The sequence below is a fragment of the Roseiflexus sp. RS-1 genome, from assembly GCF_000016665.1.
Classification (GTDB): domain Bacteria; phylum Chloroflexota; class Chloroflexia; order Chloroflexales; family Roseiflexaceae; genus Roseiflexus.
The window spans coordinates 257,383-283,658 of record NC_009523.1 but is presented as its reverse complement, the minus strand read 5'-3'; the positions used below and the strand labels follow the sequence as shown (position 1 = coordinate 283,658).

At 61.9% G+C, this 26,276-nt stretch carries 19 protein-coding genes; 4 read left to right on the top strand and 15 right to left on the bottom strand.

Going from position 1 to position 26,276, the window contains the following annotated elements; all coding sequences use genetic code 11:
• Positions 1-2: 2 nt before the first annotated feature.
• From ROSERS_RS01180 to ROSERS_RS25665, 10 genes are all read right to left on the bottom strand, one after another.
• Entirely contained in the window at positions 3-431 is a 429-nt protein-coding gene (locus tag ROSERS_RS01180) for a hypothetical protein (RefSeq protein ID WP_011955025.1), read from the bottom strand.
• A gap of 392 nt (positions 432-823) precedes the next feature.
• Positions 824-1,888 (bottom strand): serine hydrolase domain-containing protein, encoded by a 1,065-nt coding sequence (locus ROSERS_RS01175; RefSeq protein WP_011955024.1) that lies wholly within the window; start codon positions 1,886-1,888, stop codon positions 824-826.
• Between the two features lie 4 nt (positions 1,889-1,892).
• Entirely contained in the window at positions 1,893-3,569 is a 1,677-nt protein-coding gene (locus tag ROSERS_RS01170) for a long-chain-fatty-acid--CoA ligase (RefSeq protein ID WP_011955023.1), read from the bottom strand.
• 11 nt (positions 3,570-3,580) lie between these two features.
• Positions 3,581-4,036: an ACT domain-containing protein gene (locus tag ROSERS_RS01165; RefSeq protein ID WP_011955022.1), complete on the bottom strand. Its 456-nt coding sequence runs from the start codon at positions 4,034-4,036 to the stop codon at positions 3,581-3,583.
• Positions 4,033-4,848: an alpha/beta fold hydrolase gene (locus ROSERS_RS01160; RefSeq protein WP_011955021.1), complete on the bottom strand. Its 816-nt coding sequence runs from the start codon at positions 4,846-4,848 to the stop codon at positions 4,033-4,035. The genes ROSERS_RS01165 and ROSERS_RS01160 overlap by 4 nt, the downstream gene beginning before the upstream one ends.
• Positions 4,848-5,666, bottom strand: coding sequence for an alpha/beta fold hydrolase (locus tag ROSERS_RS01155; protein ID WP_011955020.1), 819 nt, complete (start codon positions 5,664-5,666; stop codon positions 4,848-4,850). The genes ROSERS_RS01160 and ROSERS_RS01155 overlap by 1 nt, the downstream gene beginning before the upstream one ends.
• A gap of 314 nt (positions 5,667-5,980) precedes the next feature.
• Positions 5,981-7,585: a heme o synthase gene (locus tag ROSERS_RS01150; RefSeq protein ID WP_011955019.1), complete on the bottom strand. Its 1,605-nt coding sequence runs from the start codon at positions 7,583-7,585 to the stop codon at positions 5,981-5,983.
• A gap of 170 nt (positions 7,586-7,755) precedes the next feature.
• Positions 7,756-12,891, bottom strand: coding sequence for a DEAD/DEAH box helicase (locus ROSERS_RS01145; RefSeq protein WP_011955018.1), 5,136 nt, complete (start codon positions 12,889-12,891; stop codon positions 7,756-7,758).
• Positions 12,892-12,896: 5 nt separating this feature from the next.
• Positions 12,897-14,411: a phosphoglucomutase gene (locus tag ROSERS_RS01140; RefSeq protein WP_011955017.1), complete on the bottom strand. Its 1,515-nt coding sequence runs from the start codon at positions 14,409-14,411 to the stop codon at positions 12,897-12,899.
• A gap of 208 nt (positions 14,412-14,619) precedes the next feature.
• Positions 14,620-14,910, bottom strand: coding sequence for a hypothetical protein (locus ROSERS_RS25665; protein ID WP_157040916.1), 291 nt, complete (start codon positions 14,908-14,910; stop codon positions 14,620-14,622).
• Between the two features lie 543 nt (positions 14,911-15,453).
• On the opposite strand from ROSERS_RS25665, the gene ROSERS_RS01135 reads away from it, so the two are divergent.
• Complete coding sequence (locus ROSERS_RS01135) at positions 15,454-16,554, top strand: STAS domain-containing protein (protein WP_011955016.1); 1,101 nt, start codon at positions 15,454-15,456, stop codon at positions 16,552-16,554.
• Positions 16,544-17,560 (top strand): NAD-dependent epimerase/dehydratase family protein, encoded by a 1,017-nt coding sequence (locus tag ROSERS_RS01130; RefSeq protein WP_011955015.1) that lies wholly within the window; start codon positions 16,544-16,546, stop codon positions 17,558-17,560. Before ROSERS_RS01135 ends, ROSERS_RS01130 begins: the two co-directional genes overlap by 11 nt.
• A gap of 26 nt (positions 17,561-17,586) precedes the next feature.
• Here the strand turns inward: ROSERS_RS01130 and ROSERS_RS01125 are convergent, their stop codons facing one another.
• The 5 genes from ROSERS_RS01125 to ROSERS_RS01105 form a co-directional block, all read right to left on the bottom strand.
• Positions 17,587-19,281: a formate--tetrahydrofolate ligase gene (locus ROSERS_RS01125; protein WP_011955014.1), complete on the bottom strand. Its 1,695-nt coding sequence runs from the start codon at positions 19,279-19,281 to the stop codon at positions 17,587-17,589.
• 127 nt (positions 19,282-19,408) lie between these two features.
• A complete protein-coding gene (locus tag ROSERS_RS01120) occupies positions 19,409-20,131 on the bottom strand; it encodes a VOC family protein (protein ID WP_011955013.1) in 723 nt (240 codons plus the stop codon).
• 88 nt (positions 20,132-20,219) lie between these two features.
• A complete protein-coding gene (locus ROSERS_RS01115; RefSeq protein WP_011955012.1) occupies positions 20,220-20,780 on the bottom strand; it encodes a Uma2 family endonuclease in 561 nt (186 codons plus the stop codon).
• Positions 20,781-21,537: 757 nt separating this feature from the next.
• Positions 21,538-22,560 (bottom strand): 2-hydroxyacid dehydrogenase, encoded by a 1,023-nt coding sequence (locus ROSERS_RS01110; protein ID WP_011955011.1) that lies wholly within the window; start codon positions 22,558-22,560, stop codon positions 21,538-21,540.
• Positions 22,511-23,125 (bottom strand): hypothetical protein, encoded by a 615-nt coding sequence (locus tag ROSERS_RS01105; protein ID WP_011955010.1) that lies wholly within the window; start codon positions 23,123-23,125, stop codon positions 22,511-22,513. The genes ROSERS_RS01110 and ROSERS_RS01105 overlap by 50 nt, the downstream gene beginning before the upstream one ends.
• 118 nt (positions 23,126-23,243) lie before the next feature.
• On the opposite strand from ROSERS_RS01105, the gene ROSERS_RS01100 reads away from it, so the two are divergent.
• A complete protein-coding gene (locus ROSERS_RS01100) occupies positions 23,244-24,920 on the top strand; it encodes a methylmalonyl-CoA mutase family protein (protein WP_041332675.1) in 1,677 nt (558 codons plus the stop codon).
• 190 nt (positions 24,921-25,110) lie between these two features.
• Positions 25,111-26,265 carry a hypothetical protein gene (locus ROSERS_RS01095; protein ID WP_011955008.1) on the top strand — a complete coding sequence of 385 codons (1,155 nt, stop codon included), beginning with the start codon at positions 25,111-25,113 and terminating at the stop codon, positions 26,263-26,265.
• The last annotated feature ends 11 nt before the right edge of the window (positions 26,266-26,276 follow it).

Below are 26,276 nucleotides of genomic sequence, written 5' to 3'. Positions count from 1 at the left end.
GCTTACGGCAGGCGGGTGCGCCCGCCCACGGCGCGACGCACATTGACCGCCATCGAGCGCGCGGCGCCCAGGTAGACGTTGTACACATCGGCGCGCCGCAGTGCAAGCGGAGTCGCCGCAACCAGCAGCAGCAGCGCAGGAATGTACCAGACCCAGCCGAAGGCGCTGCCCAGGAAGAAAAAGATAAGCCCCGCGCCGACCATGGTATTCATCAAGGCGGCGCTGCTGCCTGCGCCGCTCAGCAGGTCGCGCAGGTTTGCCAGCACCAGGAGTGCGCCCGCTGCAACCGCAAAATATGCCTGCACCCCGGCGCTCAACAATCCGCCGATGACCGATATGATGATGACTGCCAGAATACCAATGCCAATATACAGGTAGATTGGTGGAATGCTCAACCCGCCTGAACTGTTTCGATAGCCATTCCCGTTCATTGCTGACCTCGTTTTCTTTCACGCGCTCAGTGTTCCTTTTCCCTGACGATAATACGCCTGCCTGAACGTCTTTGTTGCGGTCTGGTGAGAACCGAGAACCGGGAACCGAGAACCGGGAACCGATAGCCGATAGCCGATAGCCGATAGCCGAGAACTGAGCACCAGGAACTGAGCACCAGGAACTGAGAACCGGGAACTGAATCGTATCATCCAAACCTGCCGACCGATCGGGCTTCCCACCTGCCTGACGTTCAACGTTCAACCTTCAACGTTCAACCTTCAACCTTCCCACCTTCAACCTTCCCACCTTCCCACCTTCAACCTTCCCACCTTCAACCTTCCCACCTTCAACCTTCCCACCTTCAACCTTCCCACCTTCAACCTTCCCACCTTCAACGCTCCCCCGCCACTGCTGCACTGATCGTCCGCGAATGGCGCAACAACCAGCCGTTATCGGCGGTGCGCGCGCCGAGGATTGCCCAGGCAACATCAGCGCCCGGCGCCGCCCACGCCAGGCATCCCGACGCGCCGGTGTGCCCGAACGAATCGGCGCCGACACTCGACGGCAGCCAGTGCGGTTCCTTCACGCCGCGCACTTCCGGTCCCAATCCCCACGGGCAGCGATCCCACCACAACGGCTCGATGAACCCTCCCGGCAAATGACCCGTCTGATCGGTGACCGCCGCAGTGCGCAGGGGTGGACTGAGAAAACCCGGCGGATGCCCACGAAACGCGCGCACCAGCGCCAGGGCGCCGGCTGCGTTCGTGATCAGTCCAGCCCACGGCAGCGCCAGTGATCGCCAGAACGTCGAGTTGAACGGTTCCAGTGCTGTTGCGCGGTGACGTCCGCGCACATCAGCGATGCGCGCCGGCGCGCGCGGCGGTTCTTCTCCCAGATACCCTTCGATACCGAGCGGCGTCAGCACCAGGTTACGTAACGCATCACGAAAACGCGCGCCGGCGCGCGCTTCCACAACCAGCGCCAGCAATCCGTAGCCGATATTGCTGTAGAGCACCTCCGTTCCCGGTTGGTGGCGCAGTTTCGCCCGCAGGCATGCCCGCCCCAGCGCCTCCCACGTCAATCCCGGTTCGTAAGGAGCATCGTCGCTGCTCAGGTCGATGGGAAATCCGGCAGTGTGGCAGAGCAGACGACGGATGGTAACGCCGGGATGCGGCGCTTCCCGATGGAGAAACCGGTCAACCGGATCGTCGAGCGCGATCAATCCGCGATCAACCAGACGCAGAACGGCGAGCGCGGTCGCGAGTTTCGTGATCGAGGCAACCGGAAAGAGATCGTCGGGGGTAAGCGGACGTCCGTCGGCATCCGAACCGACTGCACAGATATCCGGCTGCCGGTTGCCGACTGCCAGAGCGACCACTACACCCGGAATGCGCCCGGACGCAACCAGCGATCGGGCGGCGGCGTGCGCCGCAGCAAGACGAGAGATGCTGTTCATAACGTTATGCGTTCTTCTGACGGTCGTCGTCGATCAGCGCGCGCCGCAGCACCTTGCCGATGAACGACCGCGGCAGCGCATCGCGAAATTCGACGATATGCGGAACCTTGTGCGCGCTCAGGCGCTCGCGGAGAAACTCGATAATTTCGTCGGCAGTGGCGTGTTCTCCTTTCCGCAGGACAACAAAGGCGCGCAGATCCGGGCGTCCCTCGGGTCGTGGAATGCCGGCAACCGCAGCTTCCAGCACTTTGGGGTGCTGATAGAGCACTTCTTCGATGTCGCGCGGGTAGATGTTGTACGGTCCGGCGATGATAACATCCTTTTTGCGTTCGATGATCTGAAAGAAACCGTCGGCGTCCATCCGCGCCATGTCGCCTGTGCGCAGCCATCCATCCGGCGTGAAGGCATCTGCGGTATCGTCCGGGCGGTTCCAATATCCCTGCATAACCTGCGGACCACGTACCAGCAACTCACCAATACGTCCCGGCGGCAGATCGGCGCCGGTGGTCGCATCAACGATCTTCGCATCGGTCGATGGCAGGGGTATGCCGATGGTCGCGTAGCGCTCGTGCGCTGATCCCAGGGGATTGGCATGCGTCACCGGACCCGCCTCGGTCAATCCATACCCTTCGACCAGGCGGGCGCGGGTGACGCGCTCGAATCCTTCCTGCACTTCTATCGGCAGTGGGGCGGCGCCGCTGATGCAGGCGCGCAACGATGACAGCCCGTAGCGTCGTGCATTGCTCATCTCCGCAATTGCGGCATACATCGGCGGAACGCCGGGGAAGATCGTGGCGCGTTCCCGGCGAATGGCATGCAGCACGTGAGCAGTCTCGAACGTCGGCAACAGGATCATCGCCGCTGCAATCGCAACCGAAAAGTTCATGCAGGCGGTCATCCCATAGGCATGTGAGAATGGAAGCACACAGACAACCCGTTCGGCGCCGCGACGTGCTGCGGGAAACCATGCGGCGACTTGCAGCGCATTGGCGACGAGACTGCGATGGGTATGCACCACCCCTTTCGCTTCACCGGTCGTGCCGCCGGTGTACAGAATTGCCGCAGGTTCATCAGGATCGCGCGATGGCAGCGGTGCAGCGGCAGTATCCGCCAGCATATGCGCCATCCAGAGTGCGCGGCGCGCCTCGTCGGTGGGGACACGGTGACCCTCACGTTCCTGACGCAGCAGCGTAAACAGGCGTCGCTGCCCTGGCGGAAGAAATTCCTTCAGATTGGTATAGATGACCCGATGCACGCTGGCGCGTTCGCGAACAGCTGTGACCAGCGGATGGAACATGCTCAATGCCACCAGGGTGGTCGCGCCAGCATCGGTAAGCTGGCGTACAAGACCGCCCGCCTCGAAGATCGGGTTGGTGAGCACAACGATGGCGCCAGCGCGCAGCGCTCCGTAGTATGCGACAGGCGCCTGTGGAATGTTGGGCAACACCAGCGCCACGCGCTCGCCGGGCGCAACACCGGCGTTGCGCAGAGCAACGGCAAAGCGGGTTGCCAGGCGGTCGAATATGGCATAGTCGATCACCCGCCCGTAAAACAGGATTGCCGGCGCAGCCGGATATTCGCGCGCTGCTGTCGCCAACAGATCGGGCAATGTGCTATCCGGCACAACGATCCCGGCAGGAACGCCGGGATCATACCAGGCAAGCCAGGGACGTGCAGCCATATCGGTTGAACTCACCTCTCCGCCGCTGCGGACGATACCAGTGCATCGAGTGTCGCCAGTGTGCGATCGAGATCAGCTTCACGCACCAGCAGATGATCGCGGCTGAACCCGGAAATTGCAACGATGGGCACGGACGCCGCCGCCAGCGCCTCGCTGATAACCGCAAGGAATCCGGTCAGGTCGGGCGGCAGATCGATCTCGAAACTGACTACCCGATACGGACGTTCGACGCGGGCGCGCGGAAATGCCGGACTGAGACTGCGCCAGTCACTCTCCGGCAGAATGAAGGTGATGGTATCGGGTGCGACGAACAACTGCCACAGACGCGCGCGCAGACCTCCCAGCAGGCGGATCGCAACCGCCGACTCGCGCGGGTCGATCCCCGCCAGAACGTAGCGTTCCGGCAGTGCCGACCAGCGCATACGCCGCAGGATGTCGGGCAGGCGTGGATCGTACAAACGACTCATGGAAGACCTTCCTCCCAGAAGACATCTTCGCCCTCAATGTCGCCGCGCCAGCTTCGACGCACGCCGATGAAGCGTTCGATGGCGCGGTTGACCGCTTTCGGGCGTTCGAGTTGCGGCAGATGACGGGCGTACCTGATGATTTCCAGTTGCGAATCGGGCAAGAGACGGTGCATCCGTTGCAGCGCCGACGTCGGCACGATGAAATCGAACTGTCCTCCAATAATAAGGGTCGGCGTGGTGATCTGCGGGAGCAGATCCCATCCGCGCCAGGGAAAGAGTGTTCCCGCCAGCACACGCTTGATAACGAACAGCGGCGCATGCAGTTTGGGCGCAAGGATCGGACGCAACCGTTCGAGAGCGGTGAGCGGGATCGGCAATTTCAGCACGGTTTCCAGCACAGGATGCAGATGGATCTCCGGCGCAGTCGCCACGAGGGTCAGTCGGGCGACGCGATGCGGTTGCGCGGCGGTGAATGTCAGCGCAATCGGTCCGCCGAAGGAGTGCGCCATCAGGAGAAACGGCTCGCGGATCTCGAGACGGTCGAGCAGTTGGGTGAAATCCCACAGAAACTCCTCCGGCGTATAGGCGGAACGCGGCGCTTCGGATTGACCGTGACCGCGCAGGTCGAACGCAACAACACGGTAGTTGCGGGCAAAGCAGGTCGCCTGCGGCAACCATTGTTCGGCGCACCCGCCGGCGCCGTGAATGAACACCATCGTACCGCGTACAGGCGCGGTCGGTGCAACATCAATGACGCTCAAACGCACAGGCGCACTTCCGGCAACGACAACGGTTGTGCGCGTCAGATCCATCAGGTCAGAAACTCCAGCAACAGACGCTGAAACGCTTCCGGTTGCTCGTCCATCGGATGGTGCAGCGCTCCCCGCACCAGCGCGAAGCGCGCTTCCGGAATAGCTGCCGCCACGCGCTGCGACAGACGGGACGGCACGACGGCATCGAGATCGCCGTTGATCACCAGGGTTGGCACGCGCACCCGGTCCAGTCGACCGTCGAGCGAATTGGCGAACAGCGCATTCAGCAGACGATGCAAACCTTCCGGGTCGTGATGGGCAGCGAATGCTGCGCGACGGACTCCGGGAAGGATGCGGGTCATGGCGGTGATCGGTCGCCACTGGCGCGCCAGCGCATCCACCCTGCGGTAGAAGAGGAGCGATGCGCGCAGGGCTGCCCACCCATATCCGTCCTGCAAGAACAGGCGCGTGTAGGGCGGCATTGCCGTCCCCAGCGCCGCAGGCGCCACCAGCGCCAGCCGTTCGACCATCTGCGGATGCGTCAGCGTCAGTTCCAGTGCAACATTGCCCCCCATGGAGTGCCCCACAAGCGCAAACGAGGTCAACCCGTGCGCTGTGCAGAACGTTGCAACGCGCTCTGCGACCTGCTGCATCCGTTCGGCGCCGTCGAGCGGCGAGCCGCCGTGACCGGGGAGATCGGGGGCAAAAACGCGGGCGCGCGATGACAGCACGGCGCATGTGGCGTGCCAGATCTCTTTTGTGTCGCCCCAACCGTGCAACAGCACCACTCCACGTTCACCGCCACCGGCAACGCTGTAGCGCAGACGGCTTGTTGCACAGAATGCTTCAGTCGGCGAACGAACTGGTGTTTCGATCATCGGGATGTGCGGTGTTGGTTTCGTATGTATGATACCACACGATGCAGCAATTATGCGAGGTAAGAGGAACTGTTCACACCAAGGGTAACACGTGCGCCTGGGAGCGAGGGCGTCCCGCCCCTGTCGCGTCTACGAGAGCAGGATGCCCGCGCTCCAAAACGAACGACGCGGGGAGAAGCAACCGCTTCTCGACCCGCGTCTCGCGCCCCCCACGCCACGTCACGAACACGCGCCCTGGATCAGGTGCATCCGTCCATGTTCCGTACCATTCGATATGCTTGCTCAGGTCGCGTTCACCGTTCGGTATTCCGCCATCACGCAAACACCACACGATCCACCGCCATTGCCACGAAAAGGATCGCCAGGTAGAGCAGCGAATACTTGTACAGCGCCCAGGCGGTTGTGGTCGTTCCGTCGCGGCGCAGTTTGAGCGCATAGTGCAGGAACAGGCCGCCGGACACTGCCGCGCTCATCAGGTAGGCCCATCCGAGCATCCCCAGCACCGGAGGCAGCGCCGTGAGCGCCAGCATCGACAGGGTGTAGATCACAATCTGGCGGCGTGTTTCCTGATCGCCTTCCACCACCGGCAGCATCGGCACGCCAGCGCGGGCATAATCCTTCTGCCGGATGAGCGCCAGCGCCCAGAAGTGAGGTGGCGTCCAGAAGAAGACGATCAACCAGAGCAGCAACGCCTCCGGCGCAAGCGAACCGGTGACCGCCGCCCAGCCGACCAGTGGCGGAAATGCGCCTGCACCGCCGCCAATGACGATATTGTGCTTCGAGGTGCGCTTCAGCCAGATCGTGTAGATGAAAACATAGTAGAGGAAGCCAGCCAGCGCCAGTATCGCCGCCAGCAGGTTCACAAACAACGCCAGAATAACGAACGCCACGACGCCAAGCGCAATGCCCAGCGCCAGCGCGTGCCACGCCGGGATGCGCCCGCTCGGAATCGGACGGCGACCCGTGCGCCCCATGTTCACGTCGATATCTTTATCCAGATAACAATTGATGGAGTGCGAGCCGGACGCCATCAACCAGCCGCCGAGCGTCGTCCACAGCACCAGCGACAACTCCGGAATGCCAGCCGGTGTGATGTACATGCTGGTGATCGTTGTCAGAATAAGCAGCGAAATCACCCCTGGCTTGGTCAGACTGATATAGTCCTTCAGCAGCGACGGCTTACCCTCCAGCAACACCGTGTCGGTCATGCCGGGGCGCGCCACATGCGCCGGGCGCAGTAGCGCCACAGCGGGAAACGGTCGCCGCAACGCCAGCGTTGTCAGCACAACCAGCGCCCCCCACGCCGTTGCGCTCAGCCCCAGGTGCATCAGGCGCGCGACTGCCACCGGCTGCGATTCGCCGCCCTGCGCCAGCAGCACCTGCGCCAGACCGACCAGATTCTGTATCAGCATCAGCCCCAGCGCCCAGGCAACAGCGATCCGCAGCGAACGCTCGTGCCGGATGCGCCAGGTTTGCACCGCAAGCGCCGCAATCAGCAGGGTTGCGCCGCCCGCCAGCCCGCGGTGCGCCAGCGCAAGCCAGGCACTATCGCCGGTCATCGCGCAACCGGGCCATGTCTGGCACGTCCACAACGTGCCGGCACTCGTGTTGATCGCTCCAAAAATGACCGCCAGATAGAGCACGCCTGTGGCGGCAAAGGCAAGCGTCAGATAGGCGCGCCGCGCCGACGCAGCGCGCCCGCCCAACCGCACCGGCGCCGCGCCAACGCGCATACCGGTGTATATCGCAAGCGCCGCGCCCAGGGTGAACATCGCGATGCCGCTCACCGCAGCACCGGTCAGTGCAGGGACGATGCCGCCCGCCAGCACCGCACCATACGCAATCAGCGCCAGCACAATGAGCAACCAGGGGAGACGAACAAGGGGGAAAAGGATCGCACGCGCATGCTCACGGCGCATATCGGTAGCCCTCCTGAAGGCAGGATGATGAAGTCCACAGATGCATGCGTTCCATCGCACGAGGCATCTGATGCACCGAGTCTATCACACGAAATATATTGTGTCAAACTTCACAAAGAAAAGAAATAACAACCCTGGATAACGGGATGCTAACCATTCAGGCGCTTTGATCACATGCGCCAGAAGTCGTATGATCCCAGCACTGCGGCCACATCGTCGTTCGGGTGAATGACGACGACCGCATACCCGGACTCTTCCAGGGTAGCGCGCAGAGGAGCGAGGTCTTCACCCGCTTCCGGGCAGAGAATGCAGTAGCCTGGACGATAGACGAGGTGTGGGCGGCAGCCGTCCAGATCGGGCAGGATCTGATCCGGTTCACGCCCGCCCAGGTCGCGGATGGCAGTCAGCACCCGCGCAATGGCGGGAGAGACGGCGGGTAGCGCGGTGTGCTCGGGTGTATCACGATCATCGTGGCGCTGGCGCTGCACCCGTGACCGGGACAGATCGATCAGGAGATCGCGGATGGAGCGGCGGTCGAGCAGCCCGTGGTCGGGCTGGTTGCTGTACGAGAGGAGGCAGCGGTAGCAGGCGCGCACGCATTCTCCAACATCACTGCGCTCCTGTCCATGTTCATCGTAGTGGCAGAGTTCGAGCGCAGCGCGCGCGACCCGCGCAAGCGCTTCCGGCTCCTCCACCAACCGTCGCAGCACTCCCGCTCCTCCCTCGGCGGCTTCCCAGAAGATCAGGCGCGTCGTCGCACCTGAACCGAGACGTCTGGAACTCAACTCTTGCTCTTCGAGCTGGAAAGCGACGGTGATGCCGGATTGCAACGCATACTGCAGGCTTGCCGCAACCTGTTCCTGCGCGGCGAGCGACGGCGGCAGTTCAACAACGAGCAGATTGCGCGTGTCGCGCACCACGAGCCGCACGCCCGTGCGCACATCTTCGTTCCGCTGACCTGGATCAGCTTCGTTATCATCATCATCGGCGGGGTCGCTTCCCCATTCGCCACTGCGCACGTTGAGCGCAAAGCCGTTATTCGAGCGCTTCCAGCCGTGATTCACCTGCCAGATCGTCGCCGTTGGCGCATAGGTGAGCGCAATATGCTCCTGGCGCCCTTCCGCCGTCTCCAGTTGAACATTGCCTGTATCACGGCGAGCGCCGTGCGGTCCCCGCGCAAACTGGTAGAACATTTCCAGATTGTACCCCTTGCGAACACGTTCTTCCTCTTCACAGGTGATCCGGTCGGCGGGGGTGGCGATGACGGTGCTCATCTCGAAGAGGGTCGGCAGGATCGTTGTATTCTGACCGGTGAGCAGTAAGCCGCACTGGTCGCAGACATCGGCATCGCCGCCTTCGTGGAAGTAGCCGCAGGCGCGACAGATCTTTGCGCGCAGAAAGCGACGGCTTGCATCACCAGCCGGGATGGTGGTGCGGGTCACGCGATATTTGCGCCCTTCGTGGTAAATGATGTTTTGCGGACCAAACTCGCGGATCGCCAGGAAACGCGGTCGAGCCAGGTAAACCCCTTCTCCCAGTCTGTGCGCCAGAAATGCGCGCACCGGCAGACGCGGGAAGTTGTAACCGGGGAGAAACCCCTCGCTGGCGAAGTAGCGGTAGGGGTAGAAGTCGCTTTCGCTGCTGGAACGCTCGTGGCTGCACAGCAGATCGATCTGGCGTTTCGCTTCTTTCTCACGCTGTTCGGCATCGTCGGCAATCTCGCGCGTGCCGATGCCGCGGTGCCAGTCGTCGGTGATGCGACGCGCTTCGTTTAACTGCGCCCGCGCATCGGTGTAGAGTTGTCGCCAGCGGTTGCAAGCCTCGTCGAAGTGACGCGGCGCGTCGTTGATGACCCGCTCCAGCCACCCCTCGTCGAACCATTCGCCTGGAAGAGATGCGAGCAGCCCGCCGAAGGCGCGCCGCGCCCGGGCGACACACGCTGCCCGGCGGGAATCGTCCAGCATGATGTGTTCCTGCACCTCCGATTTGAGCGGCAGGTCTGGCGCGCCGGCATCGATCAGGTCGAGCATTGAGCGTTTCAGATCAAGCCCCGTCTCCGCCAGCCAGATCGCGTGGACATGCGCCTTCAGCAAATCTTCGTTGGTCAGGTCGATCTGCGGCGCTGCCACTGCCCCGGCGACCATGTCCTTCGGGCGCTGAAAGAAATACTGGTCGTGCCCGCTGGCGGTCGAACAGTAGGTGATGACCAGCGCGGGTTGACCGCTGCGCCCTGCTCGACCGGATCGCTGCGCATAGTTGGCGGGGGTTGGCGGCATGTTGCGCATATGAACCGCATTCAGGTCGGCGATGTCGATCCCCAGTTCCATAGTTGGCGAGCAGAAGAGCACCGGAAGTTCGCCTTCACGGAAGCGTCGCTCGCGCTCCTGACGGTCTTCCTGCGTTACCTGTCCCGTGTGCTCCCGCCCTTCGATCCGCAGCAACCGCTCTGGCGGACGGAGGTAGAACCTGGAAAAGAAGGCATTCGCCGGGGTGCGAGCAGCGCCGTTCTGCGTGTCGTCAGACGCCGCCCGTGCAACAGTCGTCATTCGTTGGGAACGGATCGGATCAGGCAGCGGCGGCGTTCCATCACCGGGCAACCACAGCAACGCATCGCGCCGGATCTGAAATGCGCGCAGTCCGCGCCGCACAGTCACGTCAACCAGAATCCCCGCGCCCATCAGGATCTCGAACAATGTCGTCAGCAGCGCCGCATACTCCTGATCATCGAGCGGCGCTTCGAGCGCGCTCCAGGCTGCCGATGAGCGCAGGAAGCGCCCTGCGCGGCTGTATCGGGAGAGGCTTCGCGCGCCGGGAACGTTCGTATCGTCGCCGGGGAGCACGAAGCGCGTCGCCATGCGCAACCCATTTGGGCGCTTTTCGGCTTCATCGAAGACCCATGGCTCTTTGAGCGCAGCATCGACGCGGCGGAGCAGTTCTGGTTGCTGTTCCGGATCGAGACAGGGTGCATCGATTGCCAGTTCGCGCCGCATATGGTCGAGCAGGGCGCGGATGGTGCGCTCGCGCTGATCAGGCGGCGTAGCCGCCAGAACCGGGTGACGCTGCCACGGTCGATCATCAGCACAGAGATCGTGCAGGTCGAGATAGTCGATCCGCAGCAAACCGCACTGTTCCAGGTTGGGTTGCGTCACGCGCCATGAGCGGCGCAGGTCCTCGAAGATGCGATACTCCAGATACGCGGTCAGCACTTCCTCGTTGCGTCGCCGGGCGCCGCCATATTCGCCGACGGTGCGCGCATACGCCTCCTGCGGCAGGTTGAGTTCCCTGAACACCGCTGGTGCGATAGTCAGGTGGGTCAGTGGATTGGAAGGCGAAGCTTTCTGCAGCGCAGCAGCGATTGCAGCCCGCAACAGACTGACGGCGGCAAAGTCGTTGAAATGGCCCGCCTGCAACGACGCATCCTGGCGATTATCGGTAAAACTGAGCAATTTGCGCGCTTTCGGATCGAGGTCGGTGGTGTGCATCGCTTCGATGGCGCTCAGCGAGATCAGCGTGGTCGCCGTGCTGCGCCCCTCGCTGCTCAGGCGCGCCAGTTTCCGAAAGTCGTCCCTGTCTCTGCGGGTGTACACCGCGCCGCAGGAGAGGCATGTGAGAAACGGCGCAGCAAGAAACCAGGCGTCCACTGCACCGCCAGGACGGGCGCCAACCCGCTCCGGATCGAACGTCTGACCGTCGGGGCGCACGTACAGGCGCTTTGGTGCGAACTCGCGATACTCCTTCTTCAGTGTGCGCCCGTTGCGGCGCACATTAAACCACGTGTCGGGCAACGTGTCCTCGAGTTCCTCGCTCCAGGCGTCGGCGCCGATCAGCAGGTATCCGGCGCGCGCCGGTTCGGTCACATCCTCGCCGCGCAGCATCGGGTGCCGCGGGACAACCTGACCGTGCTCCTCGTCGTAGGCGCAGAGCGCATAATGCTGACCACATTCGCGGCAGAAAACAAGCGGGAAGAGTAACCGATCACCGTCCGAACCGGCGACATACTGCTGCCCTTCGAGCGTCAGATGACGCGCTGGCGGAAGTTCCAGCGTGCTGTACACGGCGCTGCCCTGGGAGATGAACTGGTGCAGTTTGAAGGCGAACCCCGGATTGCCCTCCGGGTCTCTGACGTTGCTGCCCAGGGCGAAGAAATGGCGGAGATACTTCTCGCACCGTTCGACAGGAACGCCGGTCTGCTGCGCAAGCGCCTGTGCACCGTCACGCAGTGTGCGTGGCTCGGCGCGGCGCTGGCGTCCCTGTGCATCGGTGCGCAAACTGAAAGTCTGTTCGATCCAGCGCGCCAGCGGATGCCGTTGAAAGGCATTCCAGTCCAGGCGTTCCGGAGGATTATCTTCGAGAGCCGCGCGCAACTCTGCATTTGTGATCGATGCCGCAGGGGTTGCGTAGATCAGCGTTTCCTCGATCACCTGCTCGGCAGTGAACGGCACGCCGAAGATCGTCTCGGCTACACGGGCAACGCCCGCTCGCCGATCATCAACCGACTCGCCACTGACGATCGTGGCGCTGGTGCCAATGCAGATCAGGTTCGGATTGCCGCAGCGCTCGCGCAGACGCCGCATCAGCATCGCCACGTCGGCGCCCTGACGCCCGCGGTAGGTATGCAATTCGTCGAGCACCACGAATTGCAGGTTGGCGGCGCTGGCATCGACAAACGCAAACTCCTCGGGGCGCGTCAGCATCAATTCCAGCATCACATAGTTGGTCAACAGGATGTGCGGCGGGTTCTCCTGAACGCCCTTTTTTTCCGCGTCGTTTTCCTGACCGGTGTAGCGCGCAAAACGTACCGGACACCTGCCGGACGCATTCTCAAAGAAACGCTTGATCGCCTGCGCCTGTGAGTTGATCAGCGCATTCATCGGGTAGACGATGATTGCACGAACACGCCCATCTTCGGGACGGTTGCGCAGGATGTGGTTGACAATCGGGATGATATAGGTCAGGCTCTTGCCTGAACCGGTTCCGGTCGTCACCACATAGTGCCGACCGGCGGCGGCCATATCGATGGCCTGTTTCTGATGGCGGTAGAGCCGCAGGGATGATTTCGTCGCTCCGCCGACCTGAAAAATATCACGGCAGAGCGGATGCAGGATGCCCTGTTCAACCAGATCGGCAACCGTCAGAGAGCGGTCGTAGGCGGGTGAGAGTTGCACGAGGGCATCGGGCCAGAGTTTGCCGCGCGCAAGTTCTTGCTGCACAAACTCACGAATATCGGGGTCGAGAATGTTCAGGAAACTTTGCGTATATGCGGCGAACTCATTGACGATATGGTCGCGCAACTTGAAGATGTCCATAGCTACTACCCCACATATTTTTGTCCCGCCTGGAAACGACGAACAGTTTCTTCAATCAGGCGCACGGCGGCGTCTCTGCGTGCAGCTGTGCCAGCGGTCACTTCCCAGCGCGCCAATCCACGCTCACTCTGCGAGGCGCGCTGCGCAACCTGCGTCCACTCTTCGGTCAACGGCGTGTCGGCGTCGATCACGAAGGGGAGACCGTCGCGGAGCAGGGTCGCATCCATGGCGGCGCCGTCCGCCATTCGATGCATCGCCTGCCAGCCATTCCGCACGAACGCCTCCTCGACTGCCGCCAGCGCTGCTGCGCGCAGGTCATCATTCGGAAAATGATACCCCCATTCGCGCTCACGAAAGGTCGTCTGTTGCAGATCGAGCAGGTCGCGGTACAGCGCCGGATCTTCCCGCCAGGCGCGCGCCGTCAATAGTGCATAAAAGAGCGTGTTTTCAATCGGGAAGACAGCACCTTCCCGTCGCAGATTGAGATAGTAGTGCGCCGATTCCTCCACAGCAGCGACGAAACCGGCAGCCGCATTCTTTCCCAGCGCCTGTTTGATCTGCGAGTGACCATTGCGAATGACGTGCACGCCGAACCCCTGCCGCGCAATGCGAATGATTGCCAGCGGGTTGGCTTTCAGATCGACATACACGTTGGGGTGCGGTATGTCGGGAAAGAGTGCGCGCAAACGCGGCACCAGCGCAATCAGGTTGAACGCCGGGCTGATCTGCCGGCCATCCGGTGCAACAATATCGAGCCGATCCCCGTCGCCATCGAAAAACATGCCGAGATCGAACCTGCCGCTGCGCAGCACTTCCAGCGAAGGCGCAATCGACGCATGCACAACCGGATTGGGCGCGCCGGAAGGAAAATGACCGTCCGGCACCAGATTGCGCGGCTCGATCTCCGCGCCAGCAGCGGTGAACGCCAGGATCATCTCCTGCCCGGCTGCGCCGGAGAGAAAATCGAGCACGATCCGCAACCCCGCCAGGTCACCCGGACTGACGTCAGCCAGACGCATCGAGTCGCGCACATAATCGTCGAAATAGTTGACGATCCGCAACTTCCCGCTGCCAATGCGCTGCGGTCGCGCGCCCTGCTCGTACAACCGGCGAATGGTCTGCAACCCGCCGCCGGGACCGCACCCATCCGCAATCGGTTGCACACCCGGCGCGACGATCTTCTGCCCCGTGTCGCCGCCAGGGTTGTGCGATGCGCCGTACATCACGCCAGCCGCGTCGGGATGACGCATACACGTATAGTAGAACAGACAGGCGGAACTGACCTGCGGCGCTGCCAGCACCTCGAACCCGAGATCGCGAAAGATGCGAATGCCCTGTTCGAGATACCGCGCGCCGGAAAGACGCGCATCGCGGCAGAGAATAACCTTCTGAACCCCCAGGTTCTCGCGAAAATAGTATGCCTCGGCATACGCCAGACGCTCGGACAGGTCGAGTGTCAACTGCTGCGCTGGCGTGCGAATATCGTAGGCTTTGAACATGCTCAGATCAAGATGGGCCACACACGTACTCCTGTTACGTCCTGAGCACAGATTGAGCGCAAACGCCCGTGACGATTGTAGGGGAAGCGCGGAGAAGCGTCAATCCCCTGAGCAACAATGTATGATACAATGTCTTACAGGATGACTATCACGACCCGATCGGAGTTCGTAAGCAATTCTCACATTTGTAGACAGATGAACATGCCACACTGGGCGACCGTAGTGATCGTCACGCTCCACACGCAGCGATCAGAATAATGAATTTCAAGAATAAAATCCAGTATAGCCCGCGCAGGCAGGCTTCACCTTCCAGAGCTGAGGGCTGATCGTCGCCGATAGCCGATAGCCGATAGCCGATAGTCGATAACCGATAACCGATAGCCGATAGCCGATGGTCGAGAGGGTCGCCGTTGGAGTTCGCGTTCCACGCAGGCGGGCTTTGCCTTGCATAGCCGATAACCGATAGTCGATAACCGATAGCCGATGGTCGAGAGGGTCGCCGTTGGAGTTCGCGTTCCACGCAGGCGGGCTTTGCCTTGCATAGCCGATAACCGATGGTCGAGAGGGTCACCATTGGAGTTCGCGTTCCGCGCAGGCGGGCTTCGCCTTGGATAGCCGAGGGCGTATGGTCTTTGAAGAAATAATCCGGTATAGCCCGCGCAGGCGGGCTTCGCCTTGGATAGCCGAGGGCGTATGGTCTTTGAAGAAATAATCCGGTATAGCCCGCGCAGGCGGGCTTCGCCTTGGATAGCCGAGGGCTTCAGCCCCACGGCTAGCGCGGGATAGTGGATTTATTTCTCAATCTTCATTAGCCCGACGGCACGAGGCGCATACCGGATTTAATGCTCAATCTTCATCAACTCTACGGACAGAACGGACACCGGTGTATATTGTTGATCTTCATCATCTCCACGGCCAGAACATTCGGTATTACTGGATTCAATAGATGTGGCATGCGCGCCGCCGCCGTTCCCTGGAAGATCGCTTTGCTGCCAGGAGGGGGCGGAGCGCTGACGCACACCTGGCACGAAAAACTCCCATTCACACAGGATTGGAGATCGTTATGCTCGATCCGTTTATGCGCTGGATGCGCACGCTGCCATACACCGATGTGACGGCATACCGGCAGGCGACGTTGCTCCAGACAATGCTGCTGGTAGTGGCGGCGCTTTCGTTCGCCGGGTCATTCGTGACGCTCCTCGCGCCGCTGCCAATGACAGAACGGTTAATCGTTATGGGCATTATCTGGACCGGAATTCCGGTGCAACTCGCTGGCATTGCGCTTGTACGGCGCGGTCGCTTCCCGGCGGCGCTTATGCTTGGTTGTATCGGGCTTCTCCTGGTGATCAGCGCAGCGCTGCTTACCACCGGTGTGCGCAGCAGCGGGGCGATGCTGTTTACCTTCGCCCTGCCGATCGTGCTTGCCGGGTTGATGGGTCAAGAGCGCCTGGTCACGGTGACCATTGTGCTGAGCAGCATCAGCGTGGCCGTCACCGCTATTCTTGAGACGCTTGGTGTTCCGCTGGTCGGGATTGCCGCGTCCCGTCCGGGGAATATCGGCGGCGACCTGGGCGGATTTGTGGTTGTTGCGATTGTGCTGGGCATTTTCACGATACGATTCGGTCAGACGCTGCGGGTTGCGCTGCACGAATCGCAGCAGCGCAATCAGCGCCTGGAAGAACTCCAGGCAACGCTGGAAACCAGAATCGCCGAACGCACCCAGGAGTTGCAACAGGCGCTGGCAGAGGTCGAGGCGCGCGCCGCCGCCCAGGAGCGCCTGCTGGAGGAGAATCGTCAGCAGCGCGCGATCATTCAGGGGTTGAGCGTTCCGGTGTTGCCGGTCAGCGCCGATACTCTGATCGTGCCCCTGGTCGGCGCGCTCGATACGGAGCGGTTGCAGACGTTGCAGAGCCGGGCGCTGCATGCGCTCGAACGTTCCACAGCGCAGCGCCTGATCCTGGATATCAGCGGCGTGCCGCTGGTGGATAGCCAGGTCGCCCAGGGTCTGCTCGCAGTTGTCCAGCAGGCGCGGTTGCTCGGCGCAGAAGCAGTGCTGGTTGGTATTCGTCCCGAAGTTGCGCAGGCATTGGTCGGAATCGGCGTCGATCTCCGCCGGATGCGCACATACCGTGATCTGGAGGCAGCGTTGCACAATGGGAAATGAACGCGATCTCTGCCTGGTGATCGGCGGCAACGGGTTCATCGGGCGTCACCTGGTTGAGTTGCTGCTCCGTCAAGGACGCCCGGTGCGCGTATTTGACCGGACACCCTGCGATGATCCGCGGGTTGAGATGTTCCAGGGCGATATTCGCCGCGCCGATGAGGTGCAGCGCGCCTGCGCCGATGCTGCGGTTGTCTTCCAGTGCGCCGCTGTGGTGGACTGGCACCCCGGACGTGAGCAGACGCTCTACGAGGTGAATGTTATCGGCAACCGCAATGTGATCGCTGCCTGCACCGCGCGTCGCAACACGCGACTGGTGTTCACCAGTTCTATCGATGCCGTCTTCGCCGGTCGTCCGATCCGTAACGGTGACGAAACATTGCCCTACCCCACCCGCCATCTCTCCTTCTACGGGCATACCAAAATGGTTGCCGAGCAGGAGACGCTCGCCGCTACAGGACGCAACGGGTTGATGACCTGCGCGATCCGCCCGGCGGGCGTGTACGGTCCGGGTGATCCGTATCGCATGCCGACGGTCATTGCTGAGGCGCGCCGCGGCAGCCTGGTACGCCTCGGCGATGGACGGGCGCGCTTCAACCATGTTTATGTCGAAAATGTCGCCCACGTGCATATCCTCGCAGCCGACCGTCTCACCCCCGATTCGCCGGTCAACGGGCAGTGCTACGTTGTGACCGATCAACCGGCGCGCAACTTCTTCGACTTTGTCGAGTCGTTCGTGGTGGCGATGGGGCTGCCTGCCGCGCGGCGGACAATTCCTTACCGCGCGGCATACGCACTGGCAACCGTGCTGGAAGGCTGGGCGCACCTGACCCGCGCGCGCTTCGGCAAGCCGCTGCTGACCCGTTCGGTTGTGGCGTCCACGTGTGTCGATTGCTGGTTCACATCGGCGAAAGCGACGCGCGACCTGGGGTATGCGCCGCAGGTGTCCGAAACCGACGCTTTTGAGCGCACGCTGGCGTGGCTGAACGAACGGAGGCAGGGCTTTTAGCAAGCCGTTGCGTTCCTTCCATGCACCTACGACAACCCCACCGTTCTTCCATCCGCATCGATATCGATCCGTTCCGCAGCCGGATGAGCGGGTAATCCGGGCATCGTGCGGATGTCGCCAGCGAGCGGGTAGATGAACCCGGCGCCAGCCGCCAGGCGCACCTCACGAATGGGGAAGACATACCCCGAAGGTGCGCCGCGCAGTTTTGGGTCGTGGCTGATCGACAACTGCGTCTTTGCCATACAGATCGGCAGGGCGCCATACCCCTGCTGCTCGAACCGCGTCAACTGGCGGGATGCTTCGGGCGTATACTCGACACGCGCTGCGCCATACACCTTCGTCGCCAGCGTTTCGATCTTGTCACGCAGGCTCATGTCGAGCGGGTAGAGCGGGGTGAACTTTCCCGGCATTTCGCATGCTGCCATCACCGCCTGCGCCAGATCGTATCCGCCCGCGCCTCCCTCTGCAAACACAAAACTTTCGACCACCTCAAAAGCGCCTGCATCGCGCGCCACCTGGCGCACCACCTCGATCTCGGATGGGAAATCATCGGGGAAGCGATTGATCGCCACAACAACCGGTCGTCCGAAGAGTTTCGCGATTCGCACCTGCGCCGTCAGGTTTGCGACGCCTGCCGCCACATCGTCGGGATTCTCCTCAGAAAGCTGCGGATCGAGCGGTTTGCCAGCGGTAATGGCGTACCGCCCGCTGTGCGCCTTGAGCGCCCGCACCGTTGCGACCAGCACGACTGCGTCAGGCGCCAGACCCGAGGCGCGGCATTTGATGTCGCAGAACTTCTCGAATCCAATATCGGCGCCAAACCCGCTTTCGGTGACCACATAATCGGCGCAGTGCAGCCCGATCAGATCCGCCAGCACCGACGACGCGCCGTGCGCAATGTTGGCGAACGGTCCGCAGTGAACCAGCGCCGGAGAGCCTTCGAGCGTCTGCAACAGGTTCGGCTTGATCGCCTCCTTCAGCAGCACCGTCATCGCACCAGCCGCTTTGAGATCGTCGGCGGTTACGGGCGCGCCATCGCGTGTTTGCGCCACCACGATGCGCCCCAACCGTTGACGCAGATCGTGCAGACCGGTGGTCAGCGCCAGGATCGCCATGACCTCCGACGCCACAGTGATGTCGAACTGCGCCTGGCGCACCGGACCGTTCTCCTTTCCCCCCAGACCCACGATCACCTGTCGCAACGCTCGATCACTGATGTCCACCACGCGAGTCCAGCTTACAGTGTAGGGGTCGATGTCGAGGCGATTCCCGTGGTGCAGGTGATTATCGATCATTGCCGCCAGCAGATTGTGCGCCGCGCCGACCGCGTGAATATCGCCGGTAAGGTGCAGATTGAACGGCTCCATCGGCACAACCTGGCTGTACCCGCCGCCTGCGGCGCCCCCCTTGATGCCGAAGGTCGGACCCATCGAGGGCTGGCGGATGGTGACGACGGAACGCTTCCCCAGACGCGCCAGCGCCTGACCCAAACCGATCGTGGTGGTGGTTTTGCCTTCACCCAGAGGAGTGGGTGTGATTGCAGTAACGACGATGTAGCGACCGCGGGGATGGTCGGTCAACCGTTGCAGAACTGCCAGATCGATTTTGGCGATATTGCGTCCGTACCGTTCAATGTCATCGTCGGTCAGCCCGAGGTCGGCGGCGACGGCGTGGATCGGGCGGAGACGCGCCGCCTGAGCGATGTCGAGATCGGAAAGCATAGCTGCTCCTTCGAAGCATCATACTGCGGATGCGTCATTGCAACCGCATCCGCAGTATAGCAAACAAACACGATGACGGATGTGCGAATTTCGGAACAGAGGCTGAAAACCTCGCTACTGTGGAGGATTATGCTCCCAGGCGGATCGGTACGCCGTGGGTGATTGCAGGGTCGAGATCGACCGACGCACCGCCACGGAGTTCCAGCGCACAGGGTCCCTCACGGCGGTGGCGTTCATTCAGGGCGGTCAGTACGATTGCCGACGCCCCCAGTTCAAAGGAAACGCCTGCTGCAACGGTCATACCCTCGATCCCCAGCAGCGCGCGGTAGCGGGCGGCGCTCACTGCCGGATCACGTGTCGCAACCCGCACCCGCGCAATGCCGGTCACCCCATTTAGGTGCAGGCGAGCCGCCCCCGTCGGAACCCGCAGGTCGCGCGGCGTCACATCGCCGCACAGGAAGGGCAGATCGGGAGTAGCAGGGCGGGCAGTCTTCCAGGCGATACGCACCCCATCGGGGCGTTCCCTGCCGCCGGAGAAAGGACCGGTCATATCCAGCCCACGCATGCGCGCTGCGGTGACATCATCATCAATTGCATCGGGCAGCAGGGCGACATCGATGAGACCCTCGCCCTCTGCAACATACCGCCACCAGATATGATCCGGCGCCTCGCGGCGAAACGCAATCAACTCCAGGTAACTGCCGTCGGCGAACGCGACCAGCGCATTATGGGTTGCGCCGTCGGCATGCACCCCGCCCGGCGTCACGGTAAACCCCAGCGCAGCATAGTCGCTTGTTGCCGCCGCCAGATCGTGGACGAGAATGACTACGTGATCGATAGCGTATATCATTATAGAGACCCTTCAAACAGCGGATTGTAACACCGACGAATGAAGCGTGACCGTTCCTGTTTACGGGTCAGCCCGGCGCACAGATGCATCAGGCAAACAGATCATCGGCATTGAGCGCAATTGCTGGCACAACCGGCGACGTGATCACATCACCGGGGAAATACTTCTGGATGCGGGCATACTGATCGTGCACCGGATGCGTACACTGTTCGACGATGCGCTGTTCACCATCCACGATCCAGGTTTCAGGAATACCAGCCGCAGCATAGCGCGGCAGTTTCTCAATGCGATCATACTGCGCTGTTGTATCGGAAACCTCGATGATCAGCAACACATCGGCGGCTACGGGATGGGCACGCTGGTAGTTATCGGCGCGTGGACGCAGAACAGCGACATCGGGTTGCGGTTCAGTGTAGTCGTTCAACTGGATCGGATTCTGCGGACTGACAATCGCCTGATCGCCGACCAGATCGATAAGGCGCTTCACAAGGCGACGCACGATTGCGGCATGGAGCGGTCCGATCGGACTCATGGTACGAACCTCGCCATCAATCAACTCCACCCGATCATCTTCGGTAAGAATGCCGCTCTCGCGCATACGTGCGTAATCATGAACGCTAAAGGCGTGACGAACAATGTCAGTGCTCATATGTTATCACCGGATTTGTGAACCACTGATACTGATCTTGATCAATCAGGATGCATTCCTGCCGGGGCAACGAATGGGCGTTCGTGAGACGTTCCTGGCGCTCTGGAGCGGCGCGCATCCCTACACCGCCTGAGTGCGATTTATACAATCCTCATATATGGTCTCCCTGTACCTGGAACAGTGCGTCTTCTCGTACAGCCTGGGTGCGCGGGTGTCTCACCCGCATGTAGCAATTCTCACAGAGGTTGAACACTCCCGGAATCGCGCTCCCCATGCGGTGACCGAAATGATGGTCTTTGAATAAATAATCCGGTATAGCCCGCGCAGGCGGGCTTCGCCTTGTCTAGCCGAGGGCTTATGGTCTTTGAGTAAATAATCCGCTATAGCCCGCGCAGGCGGGCTTCGCCTTGCCTAGCCGAGGGCTTATGGTCTTTGAATAAATAATCCGGTATAGCCCGCGCAGGCGGGCTTTGCCCTGGTTAGCCGAGGGCTTCAGCCCCACGGCTAGCGCGGTATAGCGGAATAAATTCTCAATCTCCATCAGCCCGACGGCTGGCGCGGGATAGCGGATTTATTTCTCAATCTTCATCAGCCCCACGGCTAGCGCGGTAGAGCGGAATAAATGCTCAATCTCCATAATTTCGGTCTACACTCCGTCAGCGGCAGGCGTCTCGCGCGACACGGCGCTCCCAGACAGGGTTCAACGTATCTGAGAACTGCTATAATTTCACGATCTTCATTACACACGTCCCACGTGCTACGTTCCTCCGTCCCGACCTTCACCCTTCACCTCAACCCGATTGACCGGATTCGGTACAGGCTGACCGGTCAACGCCGCCACCAGGTTTGTGGCAGCCACCACCGCCATCCTGGTACGGGTGGCGACTGTGGCGCTGCCGATATGCGGCGTCAACACCACGTTGGGCAACGCCAGCAGCGGGTGATCAGCGCCGATTGGCTCGTGCTCGAACACATCGAGACCGGCTGCCCATGGACGACCGCGCTTCAGCGCCTCGATCAGTTCCGCTTCACAGACGACCGGACCGCGTGAGGCATTGACGAACACCGACGTCGGCTTCATCAGCGCAAACTCACGCGCGCCGAACATCCCGCGCGTCTCCGGCGTCAGCGGAACCAGCACCACCACCACATCCGCAGTGCTGAGCAGGTCATCCAGCGTCGGCGCATAGCGAATAACCGCGCCGGGGATCGCGCCGATCTGCGCTTCCAGCGAGGGTGATGGACGCCGGTTGTGGTACAGGATCGGCATACCGAAGCCAACCGCGCGTCGCGCCACGGCGGAACCGATCCGTCCCGCGCCAACGATTCCAAGCGTTGCGCCATGCACGTCCTGCCCGACCATAAACATTGGCGACCAGGTCGTCCATCCGCCGGCAGCGATCAACCGATGACCTTCGACAACCCGCCGCGATGCCGCCAGGATCAGCGCCCACACCAGATCGGCGGTCGTCTCGGTCAGCACATCGGGCGTATTGGTCAACAACACCCCACGCGCCGTCAGCGCTGGCAGATCGACATTGTCGTACCCGACTGCCATATTGGCGACGACCTTCAGGCGCGGGGCGGCAGCGAGCAGTTCAGTATCGACGCGGTCGGTCAGCAGAGTCAGAATGCCATCCACATCCGCCACAGCGCGCAGGAGCGTTTCGCGCGGCACAGGGTTGGCTTCATCGTCCCACAGCGTCGTCTCACAGGCGGCAGACACAATATCAATTGCCGCCTGCGGGAGACGCCGCGTGATATAGGCTCGGGGTTTCATGATTCTCCAGGGGGATCAGCGACACGACTTCCAGGCGGAGCGAGCGCACAGGGGTTGCGCATTTGGGCAATTCGCGCTTTTCCCAGATATGCTTCCAGTACGCGGCATGCTGCCAGTTTGGTTGCATTTCTCGACGCCAGTTGATCGTTGCCGGGAAGCCATACGCGGGATCGTACTCGATCGAGCCGACGCGCACGCGATGGCAGACACAATCCTGCTTTGAAGGGAAGCATTCAGGTCCGGCTTCGAGGCGCGCTCCCAACTCAAACAGCCGGTCTACCGTCAGGAACGAGAGCCACGACGAGTTGCACGTATCGCGCAACACGTACTGTCGGGTTCCATGAACCTCGATCTCCTGCGCACAGGCGCGACCCGCGAATAATGCGCGCACTACGATGCGGTATGAGGTGAGCGATTGTTCTGACCAGACACGTTGCGCCGCCTCGCGGCGCTCGATATATGTCGCCGGGATCGCTCGCACCGCCATCAATCCGAGACTCGCAACCATGAGGACTGGAATCCAGACAAACCGCCATCGACGTGCGCGCACCAACGTCTTCTGCATGACACCTCTCCTGCTACGGACGAACGGAGTAAACACGCGAGGGGTGGGGTATAGTGTACAATAGTTGTAAAGCAACTGTCAATCTGTGAAAAGACGGCGAACACCGCCAGAGGAGACGATGATGTCGGATCCGCTTGCTGCTTTCCGTGAAGCCTACCAGGAATGGGAGCGCGCCATCCTCCAACCGACGCTGCGACGTGCTCCTGAACGCGACGCCGATTTTACGACCGTGTCGGGTGAGCCGATCAAGCGCCTGTACACCCCGCTCGACCTGGAGGGAACCGACCCGGTGCGCGACATCGGGTTGCCGGGCGCCTATCCGTTCACGCGCGGCATCCATCCCACCGGGTACCGGGGCAAACTCTGGACGATGCGCATGTTTGCCGGCTTTGGCAGCGCCGAGGAAACCAATGCGCGCTTCCGCTATCTGCTCGAACAGGGACAGACCGGGCTTTCGATCGCGTTCGATATGCCGACGCTCTACGGGCGTGATACCGACGATCCGCTGGTGCCCGGCGAGTTCGGCAAGTGTGGCGTGGCAGTCTCCTCGCTTGCCGATATGGAGATACTGCTCGATGGGTTGCCGCTCGATCAGATCAGCACCTCGATGACGATCAACTCACCGGCTGCGATTATCTGGGCGATGTACCTGGTGGTGGCGGAGAAGCGCGGCATTCCCTGGAGCCAGTTGCGCGGCACGCTTCAGAACGATATTCTGAAGGAATACATCGCCCAGAACGAGTATATCTTCCCGCCCGAACCATCGATGCGTCTGGTCGTCGATACGATCGAGTTCTCCACCCGCCATGTGCCACAGTGGAATCCGGTCTCGATCAGCGGCTATCACATCCGTGAAGCGGGCGCAACTGCCGCCCAGGAACTGGCGTTCACCCTCGCCGATGGGCTGGCATATGTCCAGGCGAGTGTCGAACGCGGGTTGCATGTCGATGAATTCGCGCCACGGCTCAGCTTCTTCTTCAACGCGCACAACGATCTGTTTGAGGAAGTGGCGAAATACCGCGCCGCCCGACGCATCTGGGCGCGCACGCTGCGTGAGCGGTTCGGGGCGCAGAATCCGCGCTCCCTCTGGTTGCGCTTCCACGCACAAACGGCAGGATGCTCGCTCACGGCGCAGCAGCCGGAGAATAACATCGTTCGCACTGCCATCCAGGCGCTCGCCGCCATCCTCGGCGGGTGTCAGTCGCTCCACACCAATTCGATGGACGAAGCGCTGGCGCTCCCCTCCGAAAAAGCCGTCACCATCGCTCTGCGCACCCAACAGATCATTGCTGAGGAGAGCGGCGTCGCCAATACGGTCGATCCGCTCGGCGGCTCGTACTTTGTCGAAGCGTTGACCAACCGGATGGAAGAGGAATGCCTTGCCTACTTCCGTCGAATCGAGGATCTCGGCGGAGTCATTCCCGCGATCCGGCGTGGCTTCTTCCAATCTGAGATCGCCGATGCCGCCTACCGGTATCAGCGCGAGATCGACTCTGGACGACGCGGCGTGATCGGCGTCAACCGGTATGCGATCAAAACCCCGCTCGAAATCCCGATCCTCGAAATGGATCCGCACGGCGAGGCGCGTCACCTGGAGCGGTTGAACCGCGTGCGCGCCACCCGCGATAACGCGCTCGTGAAGCGGCGTCTCGAAGCGCTGCGCGAAGCGGCGCTGGGAACAGAGAACCTGATGCCGCCGATCCTCGACTGTGTGCGCGCATACGCCACGATTGGCGAAATGTGCGACGTGCTGCGCGATGTGTTTGGTGTGTACCGCGAAATGGTTGTGGTGTAAAGCCTTCGTTGGCTGGACATGTCATATCCCCGTGCAGTGTATGGGCGTCCAGGTCGTGGTACGCCTATGCACTGCGCCCACCATCCTGCCGCACCCCTCCTGACCGCCCCCCTTCCTCGTCTCAGTTTCCTGTCAGCCTGTACCGCTGCTGGTACGTGCTATAATCGAAAAGCACGAGACAGGAGGCGGTATGTCGCGTTGGAGCGCCCTGGGCAATCTGTGGGCAACGATCCGTGAAATCGATGCTGGCGCAATTCGCGCAGAAGCGGAACAACCACTCCACATCGTCGCTGTCGGACACGATCCGGCGCTGGCGGCTATCGACACACTGGCGCACCAGGGGCACAACCGCTACCCGCTCTTGTCCAGGTCGCTCACGCTGCTCTCATTGCGCGACGCAGCCCGGCAAACCGATCTCCTGCGCTCCGCAGATATGCTCATCCTCGCGGTCGATAGCCGCATCGGGTTGACCGGATCGGACGCGATGGCGCTGACGCAGATCGATCGCCTTCCGCGCCCGGCTGTTCTGATGCTGCTCTTCGGTGAGCGCCTGGCAGCCGCCAGCGCACCGTTGCCCCCATCCGCCGCTGCGCGAGCGGTCGTTATCCCAGACCCGGATCACAACAGCGCGGTGCGCCGTTTCGCCGAGGGGTTCTATGAGCATCTTCCGGCAACGCAGCATCTGGCTGCGGCACGCTGCTTCCCTGGCGTGCGCGCCGTGTATGCGCGCCGCCTGATCGACTCCACATCGATGACAAATGCTGCCTATGCACTGGCTTCCAGCCTGCCGGAGCAGATCCCGATCCTCGGCATCCCCTTCGCCGTGGCGGATATTCTGGTGCTCACCAAAAATCAGGCGATCATGGTCTATCGCCTGGCGCTGGCGTATGGCGCCCCGCCCGACTTTCGTCAGCGCATTGCGGAGGTGATGCCGGTTGTTGGCGGGGCATTCGTCTGGCGCGAACTTGCCCGCACCCTGGTCGGCCTGGCGCCGGTTTGGGGCGTGGTTCCCAAAGTCGGCATTGCCTACGCTGGCACCTACGCGACAGGGATGGCGGCCTGGCGCTGGTACGAAACAGGAGAACTGATCCCACGCGAGGAACTGGTACGGATCGTGGGTGAAGCGCAAACAATCGGTATGGCAAAGGCGCGTGAATTGATCGAACAGGCGCGGGCGACCGGAGAAGCAACCGGTGCTACAGCGAAAGAAATGGCAGGCCGGGTGGCAGACCACGTCGGTCATCTGGTCGAACAGGCGCGTCAGCGCGGGCATCATGCGCTGCGACGCGTGCGCCATCGCCTGCCGTTGCGTCGTCCTTCTGCGTCCTCGAACGACTCAGAATGACTGCCAGAGGA

Excerpts from the sequence above, each read along its gene's own strand:
- ROSERS_RS01180 (WP_011955025.1), bottom strand. The coding sequence starts at position 431 with ATGAACGGGAATGGCTATCGAAACAGTTCAGGCGGGTTGAGCATTCCA.
- ROSERS_RS01175 (WP_011955024.1), bottom strand. The coding sequence starts at position 1,888 with ATGAACAGCATCTCTCGTCTTGCTGCGGCGCACGCCGCCGCCCGATCG.
- ROSERS_RS01170 (WP_011955023.1), bottom strand. The coding sequence starts at position 3,569 with ATGGCTGCACGTCCCTGGCTTGCCTGGTATGATCCCGGCGTTCCTGCC.
- ROSERS_RS01165 (WP_011955022.1), bottom strand. The coding sequence starts at position 4,036 with ATGAGTCGTTTGTACGATCCACGCCTGCCCGACATCCTGCGGCGTATG.
- ROSERS_RS01160 (WP_011955021.1), bottom strand. The coding sequence starts at position 4,848 with ATGGATCTGACGCGCACAACCGTTGTCGTTGCCGGAAGTGCGCCTGTG.
- ROSERS_RS01155 (WP_011955020.1), bottom strand. The coding sequence starts at position 5,666 with ATGATCGAAACACCAGTTCGTTCGCCGACTGAAGCATTCTGTGCAACA.
- ROSERS_RS01150 (WP_011955019.1), bottom strand. The coding sequence starts at position 7,585 with ATGCGCCGTGAGCATGCGCGTGCGATCCTTTTCCCCCTTGTTCGTCTC.
- ROSERS_RS01145 (WP_011955018.1), bottom strand. The coding sequence starts at position 12,891 with ATGGACATCTTCAAGTTGCGCGACCATATCGTCAATGAGTTCGCCGCA.
- ROSERS_RS01135 (WP_011955016.1), top strand. The coding sequence starts at position 15,454 with ATGCTCGATCCGTTTATGCGCTGGATGCGCACGCTGCCATACACCGAT.
- ROSERS_RS01130 (WP_011955015.1), top strand. The coding sequence starts at position 16,544 with ATGGGAAATGAACGCGATCTCTGCCTGGTGATCGGCGGCAACGGGTTC.
- ROSERS_RS01125 (WP_011955014.1), bottom strand. The coding sequence starts at position 19,281 with ATGCTTTCCGATCTCGACATCGCTCAGGCGGCGCGTCTCCGCCCGATC.
- ROSERS_RS01120 (WP_011955013.1), bottom strand. The coding sequence starts at position 20,131 with ATGATATACGCTATCGATCACGTAGTCATTCTCGTCCACGATCTGGCG.
- ROSERS_RS01115 (WP_011955012.1), bottom strand. The coding sequence starts at position 20,780 with ATGAGCACTGACATTGTTCGTCACGCCTTTAGCGTTCATGATTACGCA.
- ROSERS_RS01110 (WP_011955011.1), bottom strand. The coding sequence starts at position 22,560 with ATGAAACCCCGAGCCTATATCACGCGGCGTCTCCCGCAGGCGGCAATT.
- ROSERS_RS01105 (WP_011955010.1), bottom strand. The coding sequence starts at position 23,125 with ATGCAGAAGACGTTGGTGCGCGCACGTCGATGGCGGTTTGTCTGGATT.
- ROSERS_RS01100 (WP_041332675.1), top strand. The coding sequence starts at position 23,244 with ATGATGTCGGATCCGCTTGCTGCTTTCCGTGAAGCCTACCAGGAATGG.
- ROSERS_RS01095 (WP_011955008.1), top strand. The coding sequence starts at position 25,111 with ATGTCGCGTTGGAGCGCCCTGGGCAATCTGTGGGCAACGATCCGTGAA.